Consider the following 21,129-nt stretch of genomic DNA (forward strand, 5'->3'; position numbering starts at 1 on the left):
AAGCACTGTAGGATCCAGTACCGGATTGCCGGGCAGTTACGCCCGGCATTGTGCTGCAAGTTATCGGAATGAATAACCAAGATTGACCAGGCCGTAGTAACCGCCAGACTCGCCACCGTGAAGCGCTTCCGACCAACCGCCCTGTATGCCAAGTTTGACGTTTTCCCTTATCTGCGCATTAACTCCGCCATTCAGCCCAACGCTGGTACCGGACAGGTCTGAACGGAATGATGCTGTCGAGTCTGCCACGCCCTGAACTGAAGCTGACATGCCGCTGTGCGCGCCGAACGAGTGCGTGACTGATGGCGTGACCCACCAGAGCATTTTTGTCTTATCATTCATTGGTGTACCTATCTTCAGCCCTGCCTGCACTGACTGACGGCGACTATCAGACCAGTCCAGCGATGCTGCCTCGTCTTGTGCAGCATCCAGGCTGACTCCCTGCACGGTATATTGCAACTGTGGCTCAAGAGACAAGGCAGGGCTTACGTTCAGAGCCTGTCCGACTTGCGCCGAAGCCAGCCAGCCCGTACCGGAGGTAGACAACCGCGTATCGTCGTTCGACGCTGTCGACAGACTATGATGACTGACCTGTAGCAGGCCATCTACGCGCAGACCAGCATGGCTAAGGCCAGAGAGATAAGCACCGCCTGTGTACACTGTATCGCGATCCGTGCCTGCTTCACTGCGTCCGCCGTCACGCCAGACATCATTGCGCATCAGGCCGGTTGCGCCGTAAACCCCGGCTTGCCAGTCAGCATTCGCGCCCGCAAACTGCCAAAGATCGCCCCCTATTTGCAGGAAGCTGTATGCACCGCTGCTTTCCGGTACGCCACCACTTGTCAGGCTGCCATGATCAGAGTGACTCAGATGACCGGCAACCAAGCGTCCCCATATCCGGCTGTCCGGTGCGTAGTGGAAGCGCGTGTCTGCTGTGCCCGCGACCAGGCGATCGTAGTCCAATGAAAGAGAAGGCAATGCGGCGTAGCTCCACATGCCGTCACGATAATTCACCGTGCCGCTGACCGGTGCCGAAGCGCCGTCGTTCTGCTCAGCGGGTTGCGGTGTCGGTTCAGCAGGTTGTGGCGTTTCCTCTGTGGGTTGTGGCGTGGGTTCAGTGACTTGCTGGGTCTGCTCAGAGGTGAGATACCAGCTCTGATCAGCGTTGCGATACAGACTATATTCATAGGCGCCTGCCACCATCGGCCTATTCAGGCTGAATGCATTTGCATCTGTCGTGGCGCCATTAATAGCGCTAACCAAGGTTATACCATTGCCGGTCGTCCGCGCACCCAGTCCGCCTCGGTTCAGCACCGTAAGGCCGGTATTGCCCGTCGCCTGGCCACCGTCTATGACCAGTTTGTCTGTTGGCGAACTGCTGTCATCGACTACGGTGTTAAGCGTAATGGTTCCGCCGCTACCAATAAGGTTAGTTACGGTCAGCGTATGTGGCGTGAAAGCGCCCTGTGAAGGAACAAAAACAATGCTGCCCGCGTTGGTCAGATTATCGACCAAAGAGTCGCCAGTAATATTCCAGGTACTGCTGCTGTCGATGTTCACATCTGTCGGATCGATGATACCGGTCAGGCTGGCGCTATTGACCAGCGAAAGCGATGTGCCGGACAGCGCCACAATATTCGTGTCGGCCTGAAGGCCGTCCATGACCAGGGAGCCTGCATTCAGATTAAGCTGTGACTGACTGAAAGTTCCGCCAAGCGTAAGCGTACCGCTGCCATTCTTGGTAAGTTCTCCGCTTCCAGACAGGTTGGTGTTCAATGTCACGCCACTGCTGGTATCGTAAGTCGTGACCCCGTTGTTAACAAAACTGTTGCCGGCCAGGGTCAGAATGCCGCCGTCGGCAATATTAAGCAGTCCACCGGCCTGAACGGTAGTATCTGTAGCTGTACCGCCGCTGCTGACCGACAACGAACCGCCGTTGTTAATCGTGGCCTGAGAGGCAACGCCACCGTTGAAGACAGACAACGCGCCGCCTGAGTTAACGGTGGTAGCAATAGCCGTACCGTAAACATTCTGTTGACCACCGGCATTGACGAGCGTGCCGGTAGCGGTGCCACTCTGGTAGACCTGTTGCAGACCATCAGTATTAACTACAGTACCGGATGCGTTACCTTGTACATATTCTACACCGCCCTGATTAACGATCGTGCCAGTTGCAGAGCCATCAGCGCCAACATAGAGAGAACCATTATTCTCAAGCAGCAGGTTTTTAGCCTGGCCAGCGCTGATGTAAAAATCGTCAAGCGCATTAGATCCGTTAAGCGTTGCGCCGGTACTGGTAATAAGAGTCGCACCAGAATTCATGACTAATCCAGTGGCGGTAGCGCCATCCATCGCATAAAGGGTGCCACCAGACTCAATGGTTGCTTCAGAGGCAAAGCCACCACTATAGACGGACATATAGCCTGCATCGTTTACGGTGCTGCGATCGGCAGTACCTCCTTCGTAAACATATTGCGCTCCCCCGGAATGTACCTGGGTGGAAGTGACTGTGCCGTAAATACCCTGTGCAGCATTCGATTCGATCTGAGTGCCGGTAGCCGAGCCACCGTTATAGACGTACTGGACACCGCCAGACTTCACTGTAGTATCGGTTGCAGTACCATAAATCTGCTGTGTGCCGCCTTCCACCACCGCTGAAACAGCACTGGCCCCGCTAGTCACTGTCTGATAGCCCCAGGCTCCGATCAAGGCTGATGTTGATGATCCGCTTAAGACGTATTCCCTGCCGCCTGAAGTGACCTGCGTGGACTGTGTTGAACCGCCAAGAACCAGGAGACTTCCGCCTGAATTAACCAGAGTGGACGTGACGTCGCCGTAGACTTCCTGTTGTCCTGTATTCACTGTGGTTCCTGAAACAAGACTTCCCACGTAAACAATCTGTGCTCCGCCATTGAGGGTGGTGGAAGTGGCGCTGCCGCCACTGTTGACATATTCCCTGCCAGAGGCGTTCACGACAGTGGAAACCGTACGACCACCACTGTTGACGATGATGTTGGAGAGGTTCCCACCACCAACACTGCTGCTACTGGCCAGCCCACCATTATTGACGTTCAGGTTGCCACCGTTGGTGACCGAAACTTCGTCGGCGATGTCCCCGCTGTTAAGCGTAAGTGGACTGCCGGTTGTCACTGTCGTGCCACTGTATGTCGTCGCTGCAGCGGCACCCGCTACGCCCAGCAGTAAGAGCGTAGCGGTTATCCGTTTCACAGCCATTTGTGGACAACCGCCACATCCGGCACGCTCCGATGCCACTACCCACGCCTGCCGCGCCGCGCTCCAAACAATCCTGTATGCCTTATTCATGCCCATGCCCCTTAAAATTTTTGTTGCCATACGTGAAAGCTCTGTTCACGCACGGGTTTTATTTAGTGAATGTTTCCGTTTTCACGCAGCTGCGCATTGAGACGATCAATCACGCCGTTTACTTGTTTCCCGGTTATCAGCCGAGTGCACTCGAACTGTCGTTCTGTCCCCTTGTGCCGGGGGCACCAAAAGTAGTCTTGGTGATCGAATTTTTCGTTAAGGCTGTCCCAGCAGCCGCTGCATCCGTGGCTGCTGAACACCCTCCATGGGGTATAGAATTCAGCGCCTGGCAGGCTGAAACCACTGATGAGCACCACCGGGATTTGTGCTGCCCATGCCAACCAGGAAAGCCCGCTGGCAAGCCCAATGAAAAAGCTGGCATGTCTGAGCAGGTCTACTCGCGCCTGCAACGGGAGGTTTCCGGTAAAGTCTTCAGCACCGTAGGGGATATGGTTCCAGACAAATCCGTGACCGGTAGTAGGGTCGCGGTCAATGCAAAGGACCCGATAGCCCAGCGTTTTTAAATGCGTGACAACCTCAGCCCAGCCTCTGCCGTTATTCCAGAACTTCGCCTGGCAGGTGGATTGCACACCAATGCAGACGTAAGGCTCAGCAATGGTTCGCGTGGCGCTAAGATTCAGGCGTGGCGCTTCTTCCCGATGATCGACCCCGAGGATATGTCCGGCGATGCGGTGGAAACCTGTTTGACGGAAGTCCACAGGTTGGTGCGTATCGTTGCCGCCAAAGAACAGGCCGATTCGATAGGTAGCGTAGGGTGAGCGCATAGCGGCGGACGGCACGGAGAATCGAATGTCAGGATATTGTTCTTCCAGCAGCGTAATGATGTTCTGTGCCATGCTGCACTCAAGCCGACATCCGTGCTGAAGGCGGAAGCGTTCAGCGTAGTGAAACCAGCCCAGCAGGTCACCCAGCGTGCCGACGGGAAAGGAAATCAGGACATCGCGATCTTTCAGCGAAAGAACTTCATCCAGCAGTGGGGACGTTTCGTCGCCGCGCCAGACTTGAATGCGAAAGCGGATAAAATATTTTTTTGCTGACGTTACCCAGCCGGCACCTGATTCACAGTGAAACAGGATATTGCCCGAATCGTCGTCCAATAGGGCAACGCGCCAGCGTCCCTCTGGCAGCAGCACGCGCGCGCCGTCGTTAAAATCATAAAGAATGCCAGCCGGCCCCTGAATACTCGGCAGTGCTGGCGGAGAAACGAAAGGATATTGTGTGACGTTCTGGCCCTGAGGTAGGGTGGCGTGGGCAGCGGTTGATCCTGATTGATATCCAGTCACGGCTTACCCCCTGAATAGAATCAGGTAAACGCGGTTGGCCGGATGTGGCATAACGGGAAAGCGTGGGAATAGCTGTTTCATCGAGAACCTTTGATGTAAAAACAAAACGGTTTTTGTTTCTATCTCTGTTGGGCATGGTTATCGGAAACGAAGAAAAATTATTTAGAGTGTGAAAACGCAAATTTTGATTGTTATTACGTTAAGATTCATATGTCGTTGAATGACCAAGACTCTTCGCCTTGGATGATCAAAATTGTTTTATCAAACGGCAGAAGTATTGCCTGTATAGATGATGGGAGCTGCGATTAATCAATTTAAACGCGACCATAATAGTTGGCCCATTTCACCTTCAGCTTTGCCCACTTAAGATGCGATTCCCAATTCGTCTGAATCATATTTGAGCGGTAGCGCCGTCCATCGCTAAATAAAACTTTTGCACAGTTACGCCCTAAAGTTTCATTAGCCGCAACGCTAATATCATGCCTCATAATTAAAAAAGAAAAGGGTGTGTTGAGTTAACATGCTGAAAGGGAGGCGATGAGATTCGCTGGCTTCGTATTAAACTGAAAATCCATTATTTAACATAATCTTGATTATGCGCACTTTAATTATCGGTGCTATTTGACGTTGTAAACGTCATTAATTATATCGACAGTTTCTATAACCTGAAAAAATGGCATTCTCGGCTGCGAAGCAGATCGCCGGATGAGTAAAGGCCGACCACATCAATGTGTTTATATCAGTGGCCGGTTTTAATTGCTCGTTACAGCCAGATAAGCGAAAAATTAGTGCATTTTTTTTGGCAGACGCACCACGGATGATGCGTCTACAGGGTTAAAGTTAGTTATTATCCAGCGTGATGTTGAGGCCCAGTTGCACTAATATTTCTGTCGCCTGGTTGCTGTGTCCATACACGGCATACTCTACACCGGCCACTTTCACATTCCCGACACTGCTCCACTCGCCGCTGTCGCTGCCATCTGGAAGCAAATCATTCAGTTTCAGTTCAGTCCCTGGCTCCCCTGTGACCATTAACTGTGTTTTGCCGTCCTCAATAAACAGATCATTGCCGCCAGTGAAGAGTACGTCCTCCAGGTTCAAACTGATCGTGTTGATATTCTGCTGTTCAAGATTGATAAGAGCACCCGTATTGAGCGAAATTTCGGTCTCATTGCCATAGTCATATTCAAAGCTAAATGAACTCACCGCTGCTTGAGCTATATCTGCCGGTTTATGCGAGGCATTAGCCATGTCGTCGCTCCAGGAATCGGTGCTGCGACCACTATTGACTAAGTCATGGATCGCCAGATTGCCTGTGCTTGCTGTGGCCAAGAGCCCTGTGCTTTCAACTTTTAGCGGCATATCCTGCACAGCAGGTTCAGGAGAACTTGGCAGACGTAAGTCGAGCGCCTTATAAGACTCATCGTTTACGTCAGAAGCATTGTTGCTTAGCGGGCTGAGGTCAAAACTCGTGACTGCTGCCAGTTTGTAGTCTGTTTTACCCATAACGATATTATCAATCCAAACGCCAGACGAATCCAGTTCAAGGCTGACCTTGGAAAACGTCTTACCGTAGGGCACTGTCGCCTTTATTTCCTGGATTAAACCACCTGAAGGCGATAAGACCTGACGATCGACTTCACGGCCGAGGTGGTCATAAAACACCACAGTAAACTGTTCTGTATTATTAAAGTCACCCGCCGTAAACGAGATATAATCGCTATCAGCGGTTGGCAGGGCCAGTTCAATTTTCATCCCTCCAAAAAAGGTCAAAGCCATTGTTGGAGCAGGAGTTTCCCAGTTGGGGATACCCATGAAAAATCCTCCAGAAGCAGCATTGATGACATTAACATCGAAGCCCGGAAAATTAAAAACTTGGCCGTCGCTGAATGTGATTGACGGCTGCGTCTCAAAATCCTCTTGATGCAAAATTGCGCTGTTTTTTTCCAGTGTTCTGCTGGGAGAAATATTTCCGGCCAAGTCTCTCACCGTAATGACCAACTGATCAAAGTTACCCGAGGTTTCTGACGACCAGGGTAAGCTTAAGCTGCCAGCGGCCAGAACATCAGGGCTTAGCACGAACTGCAGTTCAACACCGTCAATCAACAATATCATCGTATCACCCACTTGATATTGGGTGCTTTCAAACTTTATCGTCAACGTTTCGCCGTCCCATAGCACATCACCCACTGGGTCAGAAAGTAGGGTGTCGACGGTGATGATAAAACGCTCAGACGGCGCAGAGACGTTCCCTGCCATGTCGGTCACCCGCACGGTCAGCACGTGCTTTCCTTCATCAAACTTATCACTGCCCGTGAACTGCCAGCTCCAGGCCCCCGTTACGGCGTCGGCACGGACGCTGCCGACAGCAACGTCACCACTATAAATCGTCACCAGGTTACCCGCCTCCGCCGTCCCCTGTAGCATCGGCTGTGCATCGTTAGTCAGCCCGGTGCCGTCGTTAGCAATCGCGCCGGTCACGCCGCCCGCCACCGCGTCGGTGATGCCGCTCAGCACCGGCGTTGCGGCCTGGGTGTCGACGTTGAGGGTGATGCTTTCGGAGATCGCGGAACGTTGCCGGCCGCATCGACCGCCCTCACCGTCAGCAGGTGCGTACCGTCGCTGAAGCGCGCGCCCGCCGGATGCTGCCACGTCCAGTTCGCCGTGGTGGTGACAAAGCTGCCGATCGCGTTTGCGCCGTCGTAAATCGTTACCAGGCTGCCCGGCTCCGCGCTGCCGCTGATAACCGGGCGGCTGTCGTTGGTCAGCCCGGTGCCGTCGAGGGCAATCGCGCCGGTCACGCCGCCCGCCACCGCGTCGGTGATGCCGCTCAGCACCGTCGGCGCGGTCTGCGTGTCGACGTTGAGGGTGATGTTTTCGGAGATCGCGGAAACGTTGCCGGCCGGATCGACCGCCCTCACCGTCAGCAGGTGCGTACCGTCGCTGAAGCGCCCGCCCGCCGGATGCTGCCACGTCCAGTTCGCCGTGGTGGTGATGAAGCTGCCGATCGCGTTTGCGCCGTCGTAAATCGTCAACATGCTGCCCGGCTCCGCGCTGCCGCTGATAACCGGGCGGCTGTCGTTGGTCAGCCCGGTGCCATCGTTAGCAATCGCGCCGGTCACGCCGCCCGCCACCGCGTCGGTGATGCTGCTCAGCACCGATGGCGCGGCCTGTGTGTCGACGTTGAGGGTGATGCTTTCGGAGATCGCAGAAACGTTGCCGGCCGGATCGATCGCCCTCACCGTCAGCAGGTGCGTACCGTCGCTGAAGCGCCCGCCCGCCGGATACTGCCACGTCCAGTTCGCCGTGGTGGTGACGAAGCTGGCGATTGCGTTTGCGCCGTCGTAAATCGTTACCAGGCTGCCCGGCTCCGTGCTGCCATTCATAACCGGGCGGCTGTCGTTGGTCAGCCCATTGTTGCCGATGTGATTGCCGCCCTCTATGCCACCGCTGACGTTATCCAGCACAGTGTTAATGCTGACGTCCGGCGCAACCGTATCAATAGTGATGGGATAATCCACAGTCGGCAGACTGGTGTTGCCGACCGTGTCGGTGGCGGTGGCAGAGAAGCGATGCTCACCCTCACCTAACCTAGGTGCCTGAAACGCCCAACTGCCGTCGGCACCAGCGATAACACTGCCGACTACCCGACCATCAATACTGATTTCAATAAGTGCACCGGGTTCCGACTGGCCGCTCAACAGCGGTTGGTTGTCGTTGGTCAGCCCGCCGGAAGAGATTTTGCTGGTCAGGCCACCGACGTCATCTGTCACGCTGTCAATCGAGACCGCAGGCGGCGTCAGATCAATATTCAGCTCAAACTTAACGGACGCCGGGCTAACCTTGCCCTCGACACTGGTTTCCGTTGCTGTTAGCTGATACGTGCCTTCAGATAGGGACAGCAGCGTAAATATCCAACTGCCATCCTCGCCAACCACGGCCGAACCCTGCAGCTCGCCGTTTGCGTAAATATGGATAATGTTGCCAGGTTTACTGCCTTGGCCGCTGATATCAGGCGACGGGTCGTTGGTTACGGCCCCCTGTTGCAACGAACCGGTGACGCTGCCGAAATTATCATGGCCTTGGACAATAGTCGGTGCTGGGATTTTATCAGCCGGGCCGCTGTGCTGGTTCTGCATGGCAAGAACGACGCCGCCCAAGCCCAGTAAACCGGCAAAGGCGGCCGCCGCCTTAAGAAAGCCGTAGTCTTTTATCGGATAAAAAGCCTCGAGCGGACCCGCGGAATTGCGGCTCATAACCATCACGGCACTGTAATTATCTTCGAATGCTTCTGCTTCCCCGCTGGCGGCATCGGCGCTGACGTACTCATGCAGATCACCGTGGGCGTCAACGCCCAGCACATCGCCTGGCTGCTCGTAGTAATCAAGAATAATCAGTTGCGGCTGCTCATCGCCGTCAATGCGGACTTCAAGATGATTGTCTTTACGGCTCAGTTTCAGCTTATCAGGAGCTGAGGCGTCTTTCGTTGCCCCTTGGGTAATGAGATAGCGGTTGCCCGCAACAGCGTTGAGATGAAACGGCTTGCCCTGAGGCAACGTCACGCGTTGAGACGCCATGCCGTCGTTGAGTAAGGTCAGATTCAAAGGGATGATTGTCATTTTCTTGTCCAAAAAAAAAGTAACAGGCCAGCCCGTTAATTTGAACGACCTGGAGAATTACAGAATTTTCTCAGAGACAAGAGCGAGGATGTATAAGACGAAACTCGAATTTGGCGGATTTCTCACTTTTCAAAAATTATTCCTTGGAGGAATGATGACGCGTTACGACCTCAGGCTGCAAAACGCAGTCTTCGTTTGCTGGATAAGCCAGAGAGCAAACTCGGCATCGCCTCCATTTAGTCTTCCGGTACGTCATATCAGTTGTTGTTCACTGCCGTCCGCCCCAATCGCACGACAGATGCGGACTCGCGCTCATGTTCAGGCTGCGCAGAATTCCGCACGGTCAACAGCTTTATCTCACCTTACTCACGCCTCGGGTCTTACCGCACCTGGCTGGATGGCTATGCCGAGTCGGCCGCAGGGCATTCAATCTGGCTTTTGCCCCACAGTTCTTTGGTAGCGATAACCCGTCTTTTCGGCACCGCGATCTGACAGGCAGCCAGCCCGCGCTTTACGGTTAAGGGAGGCGAGAGTTGATGCCAGGCGGGGTTTCATAAACGCGCCACCCTCTCGTGGTCATTACCTTGCACAATCTCCTGGATATCAGGTTCGGGTTGAGGCTCTAATTATCAGTTCGGGCCTCTGTCCAGCACTACTGAGAACGTGATGCCCCGCCAAAACCTCAAACAGCAGCGTAATGGCCTGACGGGCGACCTCATCAAGGTGCAGGTTCAACGCCGTTAGCGGTGGCTGGGATTCTCGTGCCCGAATGCCATCATAGCGAGTCACTAACCGCATCCTTTGCGGTATCTCCGTTGCTGTTTCATGAAAGGCGCGGATGGCTCCGCTGGCAAAGGTATCAACCAGAATCAGTACGCCATCCACCTCGGGATTATCCTGCAGCAACTGGTGCGTAGCCTGATAACCGGCAGTTTCGCCCTGCTCTTCATCAAGGTAATAAATCACCGGCGTCTGCCGTTCTTCGCACCAGAGGCGATAGGTGGCTTCCGTCTCCAGCGTGGAGGTGCGGCGTATGTTGCCGACAAACAGCGCGCATTGACTCGCGCCTTCCGCCGCCAGGTGCGTTAGCAATAAATCAGCCGTCGTCGCGGAATGCAGATCAACCCAGGGCACTGGCGTGGTTGTTCCCGGCGTACGGCCAATGGTGACACAAGGGATCCCCGCCTGTTCCAGCGCCAGCAGCTGCGGATCGTTTTCAGCGGGTTCAAGCAGAATAGCGGCATCGAAAGTTACGGTATCCAGCGGGTTCTTGCCTGGCGGCACAAGTATCAGCGCGTGCTGTTTTTCCAACGCCATAATCGCCGCGGTGAGTGCAACCTCCATCATAAAGCCCAGTTTTGACGCCCCGGAAGCAATAGACAGCGGTAACGATGAGAGCAGCGCAATCGTATTGGTTTTTCCGGTACGCAGCTGGCGAGCGCGAATATTCGGTGTGTAGTTCAGCGCCTGGATCGCCTGTTCAATACGTTGTCTTGTCTCAGGTTCAACAAAACGGGTGTTATGAAGCGCATTGGATACCGTACCCGGGGAAACGCCGGCCAGGCGTGCAACATCAATCAACTTTGCGCGTTTTTTATCTTGTACTGGCATGGTGTTGGTAATCCCTGACATTTTTCGGTCAGGGTAACACATTTGCTCAGGTATAAATTTCAGACCTAATTCATAACAAAATCATATTACTGAATGGCTGTTCAGAGGTAGCGCTTGAGCAGAAGTTAATGTCTACTGTTTCCATTAAAACGTTTTAATGACGAATTTAGCGACAGATGTTTCTACAGGAGCTTACGTGGCACACTCAAATCAGGATCCCTCTTTTACGCTCGGACGCCGTCCAACCGGACTGACTTTCGCGGATAAAGCAAAAAGCTTTGGCGGTTATACTCTTTTCGCCCCACAAACAGCCGACGGTCGAGTCTATCTGATCGATGACGAAGGAAACGTTGCGCATCAGTGGCAATTACCGGTCCGTGCCGGACGGGATGCTGTTCTGCTTCCTAACGGCAATCTGGGTTATAACGGGAGCCACCGTAACTCAGCGCAACTCTACCCGGCGTGGGATCTCTGGCACGGCGGTGATTTCTATGAAGTCACTCCAGATAATGAAGTGGTGTGGCATTACGAAGATATTTTTCACCATCATGACGCGCAATGGCTGGCGAACGGTAATCTGCTGTATACCACGGCAGCCCCATTACCCACAGAGATAGCGGCACGCGTGACAGGCGGCGATCCCCGTCGCGATGCACCCGACGGCATCATTCAGAGCGATATCGTAAAAGAGGTCACTCGAGAGGGAAAAGTCGTCTGGGAATGGCGTGCCTGGGAGCATCTGGCGCCGGAGGATTTCCCGGTCCATGACATTTTTGACCGCCGCCACTGGCCGATGATTAACGGTTTGTCTGTTACCCGAGATGGCCTTGTGCTGATGAGTCTGCGCACCACCTCTGGCGTCATTGCGGTGGCGAAAGAGAGCGGTAAGGTTGTCTGGCACGCCGGCCCGGACGTTGTCGCTCAACAGCATACCCCGGTTGAGATGGAGAATGGCTCGATTCTGGTTTTTGATAACGGCAATCTGCGCCCCGGAGTGACCTCACCGCACTCGACGATACTGGAGTTTGATCCCCAGACTAAAGCCATCACATGGCAGTATCGCGACATTTTTCCGCCCGCTTTTTTCTCACCCTATATGGGAAGCGCGCAGCGACTGGCGAATGGCAATACGTTTATCTGTGAGTCAGCATTTGGCCGCCTGTTTGAAGTGACGCCGCAGGGTGAAACGGTGTGGGAATACATCATCCCGCATTTCAATGAATACCCGGAACATCTCAGTAACGGTGTTATCCCCGGCAAGCATAACAGCACGTTTCGCGCGCATCGCTATAGCGCAGATGCCATTCCGTGGCTGAAATAACCTTTCTCCGCCAGCTTGTGCTGGCGGTTATTTTAAATGTTGATGGGAGGCAATATGCCGCTACCTGATTCCGCAGCACCGGATAATGAAGCCTTGCCCTGGCAAACTAAGCTGTTGCTGGCGATTCAGCATGTAATGGTTGTCGCAGCCACACCGATCACCGCGGTTTTCCTGATTGCTAATGCACTCCATTTCACTGATGCGATCACCCTCTCGGTACTGAGCGCGACGTTTCTGATGTGCGGCTTGGGTGCAATCTTACAAAGCCTTGGCATCGGAAGTTTCGGCGCACGGCTGCCGTTTATCATGGTTCCGGGCGGTGCTCCAATAGCGATTTTCATTGCGATCGCTTTGCAGACCACTATCCAGACGGCAATTGGCGCAGTGATATTAACTTCGCTGTTTTACTTTATCGCCCTGCCCGTTTTCCGCCGCTTCCTGCACCATTTTCCACCGTTTATCATTGGTATTATGTTGCTGCTGGTCTCCGTTAACTTGATACGTCTGTATGGCGGGCTCATTACTACGCATCCAGCCAATGCTCAATTTGCACCGTCAACCAACATTGTGTTGGCGCTGGGTACTATCCTGATCACGCTGGTTTTTGCGCTTGTCTTTACCGGTATTCTGCGTCAGCTTTCAGTGATGTTTGGCCTACTGGCGGGAACATTGCTCGGCGTCCTGCTCGGCGTGACTGACTTTAGCGGTGTCAGCCACGGCCCGCTGCTAAGCGTACCGCAGTTTTTCCCGTTCGGCTGGCCGGTATTTAATATCTCAGCCTCGCTGCCTTTACTTATTTATGCCGTTATCTCTATGGCTGAAGCAACCGGGCAAACGATTGCGACAGCTGAGATCGTTAATTCTACTCAAAACGTCCATAAAACAATCCCACGGACTATTCGTGGAGATGCCATCATGTCGCTGCTTGGCGGGATTTTCGGAACCTCTCTTATTATCACTTCCGGCGAGAATATCGGCGTTGTGCGTACAACCAACGTAAAATCACGCCACGTCACAGCGATAGCTGGCCTACTGTTGATCCTGATTGCCGTGTTTTCGCCTCTGGTACGCCTTGCAGCCGGCTTGCCCGGCCCGGTTGTTTGCGGCACGGCTGTCATTGTCTTCAGCATAATTGGGGTGATCGGAATCGAAATGATTTCCCGTGAATCGCTGCACATGCCGGGGAAAACCTATGCATTAGCCAGCGGGTTGGCCATGGGAATGTTGCCGATCCTTGTCCCTGGCCTTTATCAGAATTTACCCTCAGCCTTACAGATGGTTCTGGGTAACGGCATGGCTGCCGGAACCCTGACCGCAATCATCGTAAATTCGCTGTTTTTAATGAGCGAAAAACGGACTGTAGCAAGGGTAAATCGGTGAGTTTAGAGGGCTGCTGCAACGCGCTGAACAGTTGTTTAAAATATCAAACGCTCAAGTGATGTAGATACCCTATCACCCGTTATTACACATTGAGGATACTTGTTAGTTTTAACAAGTATCCTTTTTAACAACTCACTGACAGTAGCCTTCCACCTTCAGCCGATACCCGCACCACAATGCCGCTTGTAGTGACTGAAATACACCTTCATTCAGGCCATGCTCCCGCGTCACAAAGGCATTTGCAGCGCGGGGGAGTGCGTTCGCCGGAATATGTGCCTCTCATTTCAATGAATCAAAATATCGGTTATCAGCCCTGTTCATAAAGCCATGTAGACAATACGGATAATTCTTTTGAAGATGCCGACTATGCTTAACCTTCAATAATTTTTCAAAAACCGTTTTATTCCAACTTTTGTCCATTGTCTTTTTTAATTACTGGAGGTTTGGCATGAGCAGCCAACGCGAGACAAAACCTCACCACAATGCGGTCGGTGAAAAATTCAGGGCCGCGTCCGCCGCCACAGTATCGTCAGATGCTGCTTTTGGCGTTAATGCATCATCAGCAACACCCCCGCCTTCGTTAGAGAAAATCTCACTAAAAGTGAACGGCAATCATCAACAGCTGGAAGTCGATACCCGCACCACACTGCTTGATGCACTACGTGAACATTTTAAACTCACGGGAACGAAAAAAGGGTGTGACCACGGTCAGTGTGGCGCCTGTACGGTTATCGTTAATGGGCGACGGATCAACGCTTGCCTCACCCTGGCGGTCATGCAGCACGATGCTGAGATCACCACCATTGAAGGTCTGGGCACGCCTGGAAAGCCGCATCCTTTACAGACGGCGTTCATCAAGCATGACGGCTATCAGTGTGGCTACTGCACACCCGGTCAGATCTGTTCAACGGTTGCGGTTCTTGAAGAAATCAAAGCGGGCATTCCCAGCCACGTCACTCACGATCTGGTTTCCACGCCTGAAGTCACTGCCGATGAAATACGTGAGCGTATGAGCGGTAATATCTGCCGCTGCGGTGCCTATTCCAACATTCTTGCTGCGATTGAAGAGTTTGCGGAGGGGCAAAAATCATGAAAGCTTTCACCTATGAACGGGTAAAAACCCCCGTTGAGGCAGCTGCCAGTGCGCTGCAACATTCAGGGGCTAAATTCATTGCGGGCGGAACCAATTTGCTCGACCTGATGAAGCTTGAAATCGAAGCACCATCCCATCTGATTGATGTTAACGGCCTTGAACTGGATAAAATCGAAGCGACTCAGGAAGGTGGGCTACGCATTGGTGCGCTGGTTCGTAACACCGATTTAGCCGCAGACTCTCGAGTTCGACGCGATTACGGCGTGTTATCGCGCGCTTTGTTAGCAGGCGCCTCTGGACAGTTGCGCAATCAGGCGACAACAGCAGGTAATCTGCTTCAACGTACCCGTTGTCCTTACTTCTATGACACCAATCAGCCCTGCAATAAACGATTACCGGGTAGCGGATGCGCTGCACTTGATGGCTTCAGTCGTCAACATGCTGTCGTAGGTGCAAGCGATGATTGTATCGCCACCCATCCCAGCGACATGGCCGTCGCTATGCGTCTGTTGGATGCAGTCGTGGAAACCGTCAGCCCGGATGGGAGTGAACGCACTATTCCCATTGCTGATTTTTATCGTGCGCCGGGAAACACTCCTCATCTGGAAACTGTCTTGCATCCCGGGGAGCTTATTATTGCGGTCACCCTTCCCCCACCGCTGGGTGGAACGCATATTTATCGTAAAGTGCGCGATCGCGCCTCTTATGCGTTTGCTCTGGTGTCAGTCGCCGCCGTCATATTTCCTGATAAATCAGGCCGCGTTGCGCTTGGCGGCGTTGCCCATAAACCGTGGCGGTTAGAGGACGCGGATAAAGAAATTATTCATGGCGCTCAACCGGTATGCGATCGGCTCTTCGCCAGCGCGCAACCCACCGCTGAAAACGAATATAAGATCACTCTGGCGAAGCGTACGCTCGCGTCGGTACTGGCGGAAGCGAGAGGATAAATGATGAAATTCGAAAAGCCCGCAGGGAATAATCCCATTGATCAGCTCAACGTGGTTGGTCAGCCGTTAAGTCGTATAGATGGCCCATTGAAGACATCCGGTTTAGCGCATTATGCCTATGAATGGCATACCGAAGCACCCGATGCAGCTTATGGTTATGTTGTCGGCGCCCCTATATCAAAAGGCAAAATCACTGCTGTCGATACCCAGGCAGCGAAGCGTGCACCCGGTGTGCTTGCCGTCGTCACTGCTGAAAATGCTGGCCCACTGGATAAAGGTGAGAGAAATGCTGCCCGACTGCTGGCTGGCGACAACATTGAACACTACCACCAGGCTGTTGCACTCGTGGTAGCGGAGACGTTTGAACAGGCACGCGCAGCGGCGACGCTGGTTAACGTTCAGTACGAGCGTGAGCCCGGTGCCTATGATCTCGCACATGAAAAACCCACCGTAACGACGCCTCCCGAAGGCGAGACCGATAAAAAGGTCGGTGATTTTGACAGCGCTTTCGCCACGTCTGAGATCAAGTTAGATGCGCAATACACGACACCTGACCAAAGTCATATGGCCATGGAACCTCACGCTTCTATGGCTATCTGGGAGGATGACAAACTTACTGTCTGGACATCTAATCAGATGATTGACTGGTGTCGTACCGATTTGGCCAAAACACTCAATATGCCTGTAGAGAAGGTACGCGTGATTTCGCCCTATATCGGTGGTGGATTTGGCGGCAAGCTGTTTCTGCGTAGCGATGCGCTACTGGCAGCGCTGGGGGCGCGCGCGATAAATCGCCCCGTTAAGGTCATGCTGCCAAGACCTATGATTCCGAATAATACGACCCACCGTCCGGCAACCATTCAACACATTCGTATCGGCACAGATCGCGACGGTCATATTACGGCCATCTCACATCAAAGTTGGTCTGGTAATCTACCGGATGGCACGCCAGAAACAGCGGTTCAGCAAACAGAGTTGCTTTATGCTGGCGCTAATCGCCTGACAGGATTGCGTTTGGCGAAGCTCGATCTTCCCGAAGGAAACGCAATGCGAGCACCGGGTGAGGCACCGGGTCTGATGGCACTGGAGATTGCGATTGACGAAATCGCAGAAAAAGTGGGCATGGATCCCATCGCGTTTCGCATTCTCAACGATACCCAAGTCGATCCCGCTAATCCCGATCGCCCTTTCTCGCGCCGTCAGCTGGTTGAGTGCCTTAAAACCGGAGCGGAGCATTTTAACTGGAGCCGCCGCAACGCTAAACCGGCAATGGTCAGAGAGGGGCGCTGGCTGGTAGGAATGGGCGTGGCGGCAGGCTTTCGTAATAATATGGTGGCGACATCGGGTGCACGTGTGCATTTAGATGATAAAGGCACCATTACCGTCGAAACCGACATGACCGATATCGGCACCGGCAGCTACACCATTATCGCCCAGACGGCAGCAGAAATGATGGGTGTCTCCATTGACCAGGTTGTTGTGCGATTGGGGGATTCGAGCTTTCCGGTTTCTGCAGGCTCAGGCGGTCAATGGGGAGCAAACACCTCTACGTCAGGTGTTTATGCGGCCTGCGTGAAACTCCGCGAGGCTGTCGCAGCCAAATTTGGGTTTGACCCCCAAAATGCCACCTTCAGTGATGGTCAGGTACATGACGGGAACAGTAGTGCACCGCTTGCTGCTGCTGCTGCTCAAGCTCCCCTTACCGTAGAGGACAGCATTGAGTTTGGTGATCTCGATGAGCAGTATCAGCAGTCAACGTTTGCAGGGCACTTCGTTGAAGTCGGGGTTGATATTGCAACGGGTGAAGTCAGAGTTCGCCGCATGCTGGCGGTTTGCGCAGCCGGTCGTATTCTCAATCCCAAGACCGCACGAAGCCAGGTGATTGGTGCAATGACGATGGGCCTAGGTGGGGCACTGATGGAGGAGCTGATAGTCGATAAGCGACTGGGCTATTTTGTAAACCACGATATGGCCGGCTATGAAGTGCCCGTTCATGCCGATATTCCTGAGCAGGAGGTCATTTTTCTGGATGACACTGACCCTATCTCCTCGCCCATGAAAGCAAAAGGTGTGGGTGAGCTGGGTTTATGTGGTGTCAGTTCGGCCATCGTTAACGCGATCTACAACGCCACCGGCGTTCGTGTGAGAGATTATCCGGTAACACTGGATAAGCTACTGAAGGGACTTCCCGCCTTGGCATAATATGCGTTATCACAGGCTTGTCAGTTATCCAGCAACGTAGCAAGGATGCTTAAACAGCGGACAAGCCTGGACTGACCTTCCATGCAGATCAGCGCTGGGCATTCATATTGGGATATTTGTAACCTTTTAGCGTATCTACCGGTGTCTTGAGATTTCCTGGACTGATTTAATGTGTGATTTTCTGATACTGCCGGGACGGGCAAGTATCTGAAGGGAAAAACACGGGGCGGCTTTTTATCATATTTTTTTCATACAGAGCATTTTGACGTTGCTACGCGAAAATTGCGCCGGTTTCAGGACTCATAGCCGCGAGAATCTTAAGCGACAAAGGTATCAGTTTGGCTACCACCAGCCATTTAAATAATTTTTTACACTCTACTTTCCCCGCGTAACCAGACTCTTTGAAGAACTGGACTCGCCTTGGCTGCGGGCCAAGGGTATTAATCGTTTTAAAGGATGATGTAACTAGTTTCATTACTTTCCTTTGCTTTGATAAGACTGATTAATTTACAAGCCCAAAATCACTCCCTTAACGTTATGCGTGCGATGAAAACAGCCAACGGAGCAAGACATAATGTTGACTTAATCATTGCCAATTTTACGTAACTACCGCCTGAATCGTGTAATAAGGGGTCCGCTTGAAAAACGGAAATTATCCCAGGCTAAGCGCGTTATTTATTCTGGGCTCAATCAAGTGACCGCACCTGCAAAATGTTATGCAATACACTGCCCTCGCCGCCAACAATACATATGTGCACCCTTAGTGCGGACTAAATGATGACATTTGGGTTATGACATTCATACTCATGACATAAAGATAATGACATAAGGAGATTTCAGGAGGAATTTACCCTGTGACATTTGCGTATACTTGAATGTCGCAGGCAGGCTTCAGCAAAAGCGGAAAAGCGACCAAGGCCTTTAAAGGCTAATTCCTCAAATGACCCGCTAATAATTTGCCTTTATGGTTTGATTACTTACTGGCGTATAAGCATGCGTACCTGCTTACCGCGATAGTTAACATAATCTTGAAACTGGAAACCAAAACGCTCAGCCAGATAATTTGAACGTTTATTTTCTTCGTCAATGATACAACACACTGGGGAGGAAAATGTCTGGTCGGCCCATAGTAAAACTGCGGCCAGTGCTTCAGACGCATAACCTTTGCCACGAACCTCAGGAATCAACGTCCATCCAGCTTCAGGGTATTTTAACTCAGGTGTGATATCACGATGAGCATCCTGGAAACCAAACGAACCAGCATAACGACCTGTTGTTTTCTCAAACACTGCCCAATAGCCATACCCTAACGCGTGCCAGTGCCCGATATAACGTAATAAGCGGGTCCAAACCATTTCTGCTGTTGGATTCTCACCGCCATTAATTTTAGCCATTTCAGGAGTGCTCCAGCACGCCATAAGCGTTGGAAACTCGTCGAGCGTAAATTACTTTAAAATCAGTCGTTCTGTTTCAAGTCGAGGTGCTTGCTGAGCAGTCATCACTTCTCCTGGTTTTAGCATACTTGATGCGGCTGTTTTACCACCATGAACGGTTCTTCTTTCACGGGCAATCAAACTGTACCAATGTCCGCTTCTGGCACAAAGCAGACATTTGCACGGGGCAAGGCCCTTTATGAGCGAAGAGCGGACGTTTGGGTACATAAAGCGGATACCTGACTTTGCCCTAAGTATCCGCTGATACCAGCTCGCTAAGCCTGTTGATGATCGCAGATATGTCGACAGAAACGTACTCCATAAAACCTAACCAGATAATGTTAGGTTTCTCAAATCCCTGATGATAAAACTGAAACCTGAGCCCCGGAGCGCAGACAAGCAACGCAGCCTTACGTGCAATTAGTGCTTCAATATCTGAGCCGGTATCATCTGGCATCACCTGCCAGGGTAACCCCCTCCTGTCGAGTTCTCTTTGCAAACTTTTAATAAACTTCTCAGTCAGAAAGTAAGGGAAATACCCGCCATGTAAAGGCGAACGACCTAACGTAGGGCTCGGGCGGTGGATAAAATAAATCGTTTTGTTAGTCATAACTCTCCTTGTCGATACCCTTTATACGCACGGATTGCAAAGTTCAAGTAGTGAAATATTACGAGCTAAGGCTCTTATTCTAAATAGTAATACTCATTCACTTTATCTGACATGAAAGCATGCAACGCATTTTACATGCAGTAACACTGAACTCAGATGAGCCAACGTTATGCGTCTTCGCTTATGGCATAAAGCGGACTCGCGCTGGCCCACGGTCCGCTTCGAGCAAGGAACGGACTGATTGCATCACAAGGTGATTTATCCGTCTAATGTGGTTTAAAATCCCAAGTTATTAAAGTTATGAATTTTTTTTGCCGATGTAACATGCACGTCCATTCAAGGAAGAAGGCTCATGAAAGGTGTGGTTTTATCAGCGTCGCTTCTAACATCTATAGTTCCAGTTTCGTATGGCCAAGAAAATTTTCAGCATGAACAAATTAAGCCATATGTGATTGGTTTTCTTAAAAAGGTAGCGAGTTCACCGGGCAGTTGTGATTTATTCAAAGGTTTTTTAGCAAAAGAACCTTCAAGTTCACATTTGAAGAAAATGATGTTGGGTTTTTGCGATAGTGATATCGATTTTTCAAAGCCAATATCATTCTCCGAAATGAAAACCCATCACTTTGAGGATGAGGATTATGTGTTCGGAATCATTTCTGGTCAAACAGAAATTAATCGAAAAATAGGTGCTCGTTTTATTTCTGCTGAGCCATATCATCTGATATTGAATGTAAAATACTCACGCCGACCCATTTTATACACATTTGACGATGAATTCTTCGTGAGTGAATATCGCTTGCAAATCAAGTCGTTCAATGATCTTTACGAGAAATATTGTCAGTGAATTAAAATTATAGAATAAAAGAATGGAGAGTAATTAATTACTTTTCTTGCATTTTCTTCAATCTAGAATTGTTGTATCCAAACTCATAATTGCAATTTAGGAACATATATGAGCGTATCTATTTATTATTCAGCCATAAGAAATCTACCTATTAATGCAGTGGAGAGCGTACATTTATTGTCAATTGTAGATGTTTTTAATGAGAGTTTCCCTTACAAAGATGAAGGTGAAACACTATCATTTTACAGCGCGCCATCAGATGAATACATACTGGAAGGGGCAATTAAACTCCCTTATCAAGACGAAAATACTATCGTTGAGTCAGTTATTTATTGGCTAAATGCTATCACGCATTTAACATCTGTATTATCAACAGCAGAATGGGATGTTCGCATCGATGATTGCCCCGCCTCATGGGTGGATGACCATTGGGAAATGTAG

Annotated in this window: 13 protein-coding genes and 1 pseudogene; 7 read left to right on the plus strand and 7 right to left on the minus strand. The window is 51.6% G+C overall.

Going from position 1 to position 21,129, the window contains the following annotated elements; all coding sequences use genetic code 11:
- Positions 1–60: 60 nt before the first annotated feature.
- The 5 genes from MUG06_RS17685 to MUG06_RS17705 all read right to left on the minus strand — a co-directional run bounded on the left by MUG06_RS17685 (position 61) and on the right by MUG06_RS17705 (position 10,858).
- Entirely contained in the window at positions 61–3,324 is a 3,264-nt protein-coding gene (locus MUG06_RS17685; RefSeq protein WP_243079472.1) for an AIDA repeat-containing protein, read from the minus strand.
- A 62-nt stretch (positions 3,325–3,386) separates the two neighbouring features.
- Positions 3,387–4,535, minus strand: a complete 1,149-nt coding sequence (locus tag MUG06_RS17690) for an autotransporter strand-loop-strand O-heptosyltransferase (RefSeq protein ID WP_243079671.1) — start codon at positions 4,533–4,535, stop codon at positions 3,387–3,389.
- Between the two features lie 933 nt (positions 4,536–5,468).
- Positions 5,469–7,145, minus strand: coding sequence for an Ig-like domain-containing protein (locus tag MUG06_RS17695; protein ID WP_243079473.1), 1,677 nt, complete (start codon positions 7,143–7,145; stop codon positions 5,469–5,471).
- Positions 7,139–9,247 (minus strand): Ig-like domain-containing protein, encoded by a 2,109-nt coding sequence (locus MUG06_RS17700; protein WP_243079474.1) that lies wholly within the window; start codon positions 9,245–9,247, stop codon positions 7,139–7,141. Before MUG06_RS17700 ends, MUG06_RS17695 begins: the two co-directional genes overlap by 7 nt.
- Before the next feature lie 603 nt (positions 9,248–9,850).
- Positions 9,851–10,858, minus strand: coding sequence for a substrate-binding domain-containing protein (locus MUG06_RS17705; protein ID WP_243079475.1), 1,008 nt, complete (start codon positions 10,856–10,858; stop codon positions 9,851–9,853).
- A 196-nt stretch (positions 10,859–11,054) separates the two neighbouring features.
- Here MUG06_RS17705 and MUG06_RS17710 point away from each other — a divergent pair, with 196 nt between their 5' ends.
- The 5 genes from MUG06_RS17710 to paoC all read left to right on the plus strand — a co-directional run bounded on the left by MUG06_RS17710 (position 11,055) and on the right by paoC (position 17,801).
- A complete protein-coding gene (locus MUG06_RS17710; protein WP_243079476.1) occupies positions 11,055–12,179 on the plus strand; it encodes an aryl-sulfate sulfotransferase in 1,125 nt (374 codons plus the stop codon).
- A 54-nt stretch (positions 12,180–12,233) separates the two neighbouring features.
- Positions 12,234–13,559 carry a uracil-xanthine permease family protein gene (locus tag MUG06_RS17715; RefSeq protein ID WP_243079477.1) on the plus strand — a complete coding sequence of 442 codons (1,326 nt, stop codon included), beginning with the start codon at positions 12,234–12,236 and terminating at the stop codon, positions 13,557–13,559.
- Between the two features lie 448 nt (positions 13,560–14,007).
- A complete protein-coding gene (paoA, locus tag MUG06_RS17720) occupies positions 14,008–14,652 on the plus strand; it encodes an aldehyde dehydrogenase iron-sulfur subunit PaoA (protein ID WP_243079478.1) in 645 nt (214 codons plus the stop codon).
- Positions 14,649–15,599 carry a xanthine dehydrogenase family protein subunit M gene (locus tag MUG06_RS17725; protein ID WP_215844792.1) on the plus strand — a complete coding sequence of 317 codons (951 nt, stop codon included), beginning with the start codon at positions 14,649–14,651 and terminating at the stop codon, positions 15,597–15,599. Before paoA ends, MUG06_RS17725 begins: the two co-directional genes overlap by 4 nt.
- A 3-nt stretch (positions 15,600–15,602) precedes the next feature.
- Positions 15,603–17,801 (plus strand): aldehyde oxidoreductase molybdenum-binding subunit PaoC, encoded by a 2,199-nt coding sequence (gene paoC, locus MUG06_RS17730; RefSeq protein WP_243079672.1) that lies wholly within the window; start codon positions 15,603–15,605, stop codon positions 17,799–17,801.
- Positions 17,802–18,778: 977 nt separating this feature from the next.
- On the opposite strand, the pseudogene MUG06_RS17735 reads toward paoC, so the two are convergent.
- Together MUG06_RS17735 and MUG06_RS17740 are read right to left on the minus strand one after the other, a co-directional pair.
- Positions 18,779–19,300 (minus strand): annotated as a pseudogene (locus tag MUG06_RS17735) (GNAT family N-acetyltransferase).
- Positions 19,301–19,484: 184 nt separating this feature from the next.
- Positions 19,485–19,844, minus strand: a complete 360-nt coding sequence (locus tag MUG06_RS17740; protein WP_243079479.1) for a hypothetical protein — start codon at positions 19,842–19,844, stop codon at positions 19,485–19,487.
- Between the two features lie 352 nt (positions 19,845–20,196).
- Here MUG06_RS17740 and MUG06_RS17745 point away from each other — a divergent pair, with 352 nt between their 5' ends.
- Both MUG06_RS17745 and MUG06_RS17750 read left to right on the plus strand, forming a co-directional pair.
- Positions 20,197–20,688, plus strand: coding sequence for a hypothetical protein (locus MUG06_RS17745; protein WP_243079480.1), 492 nt, complete (start codon positions 20,197–20,199; stop codon positions 20,686–20,688).
- A 108-nt stretch (positions 20,689–20,796) separates the two neighbouring features.
- Positions 20,797–21,129 (plus strand): hypothetical protein, encoded by a 333-nt coding sequence (locus MUG06_RS17750; protein ID WP_243079481.1) that lies wholly within the window; start codon positions 20,797–20,799, stop codon positions 21,127–21,129.

Source organism: Pantoea sp. MQR6, assembly GCF_022761075.1.
In the GTDB taxonomy this organism is placed as follows: Bacteria; Pseudomonadota; Gammaproteobacteria; order Enterobacterales; family Enterobacteriaceae; genus Pantoea; species Pantoea phytostimulans.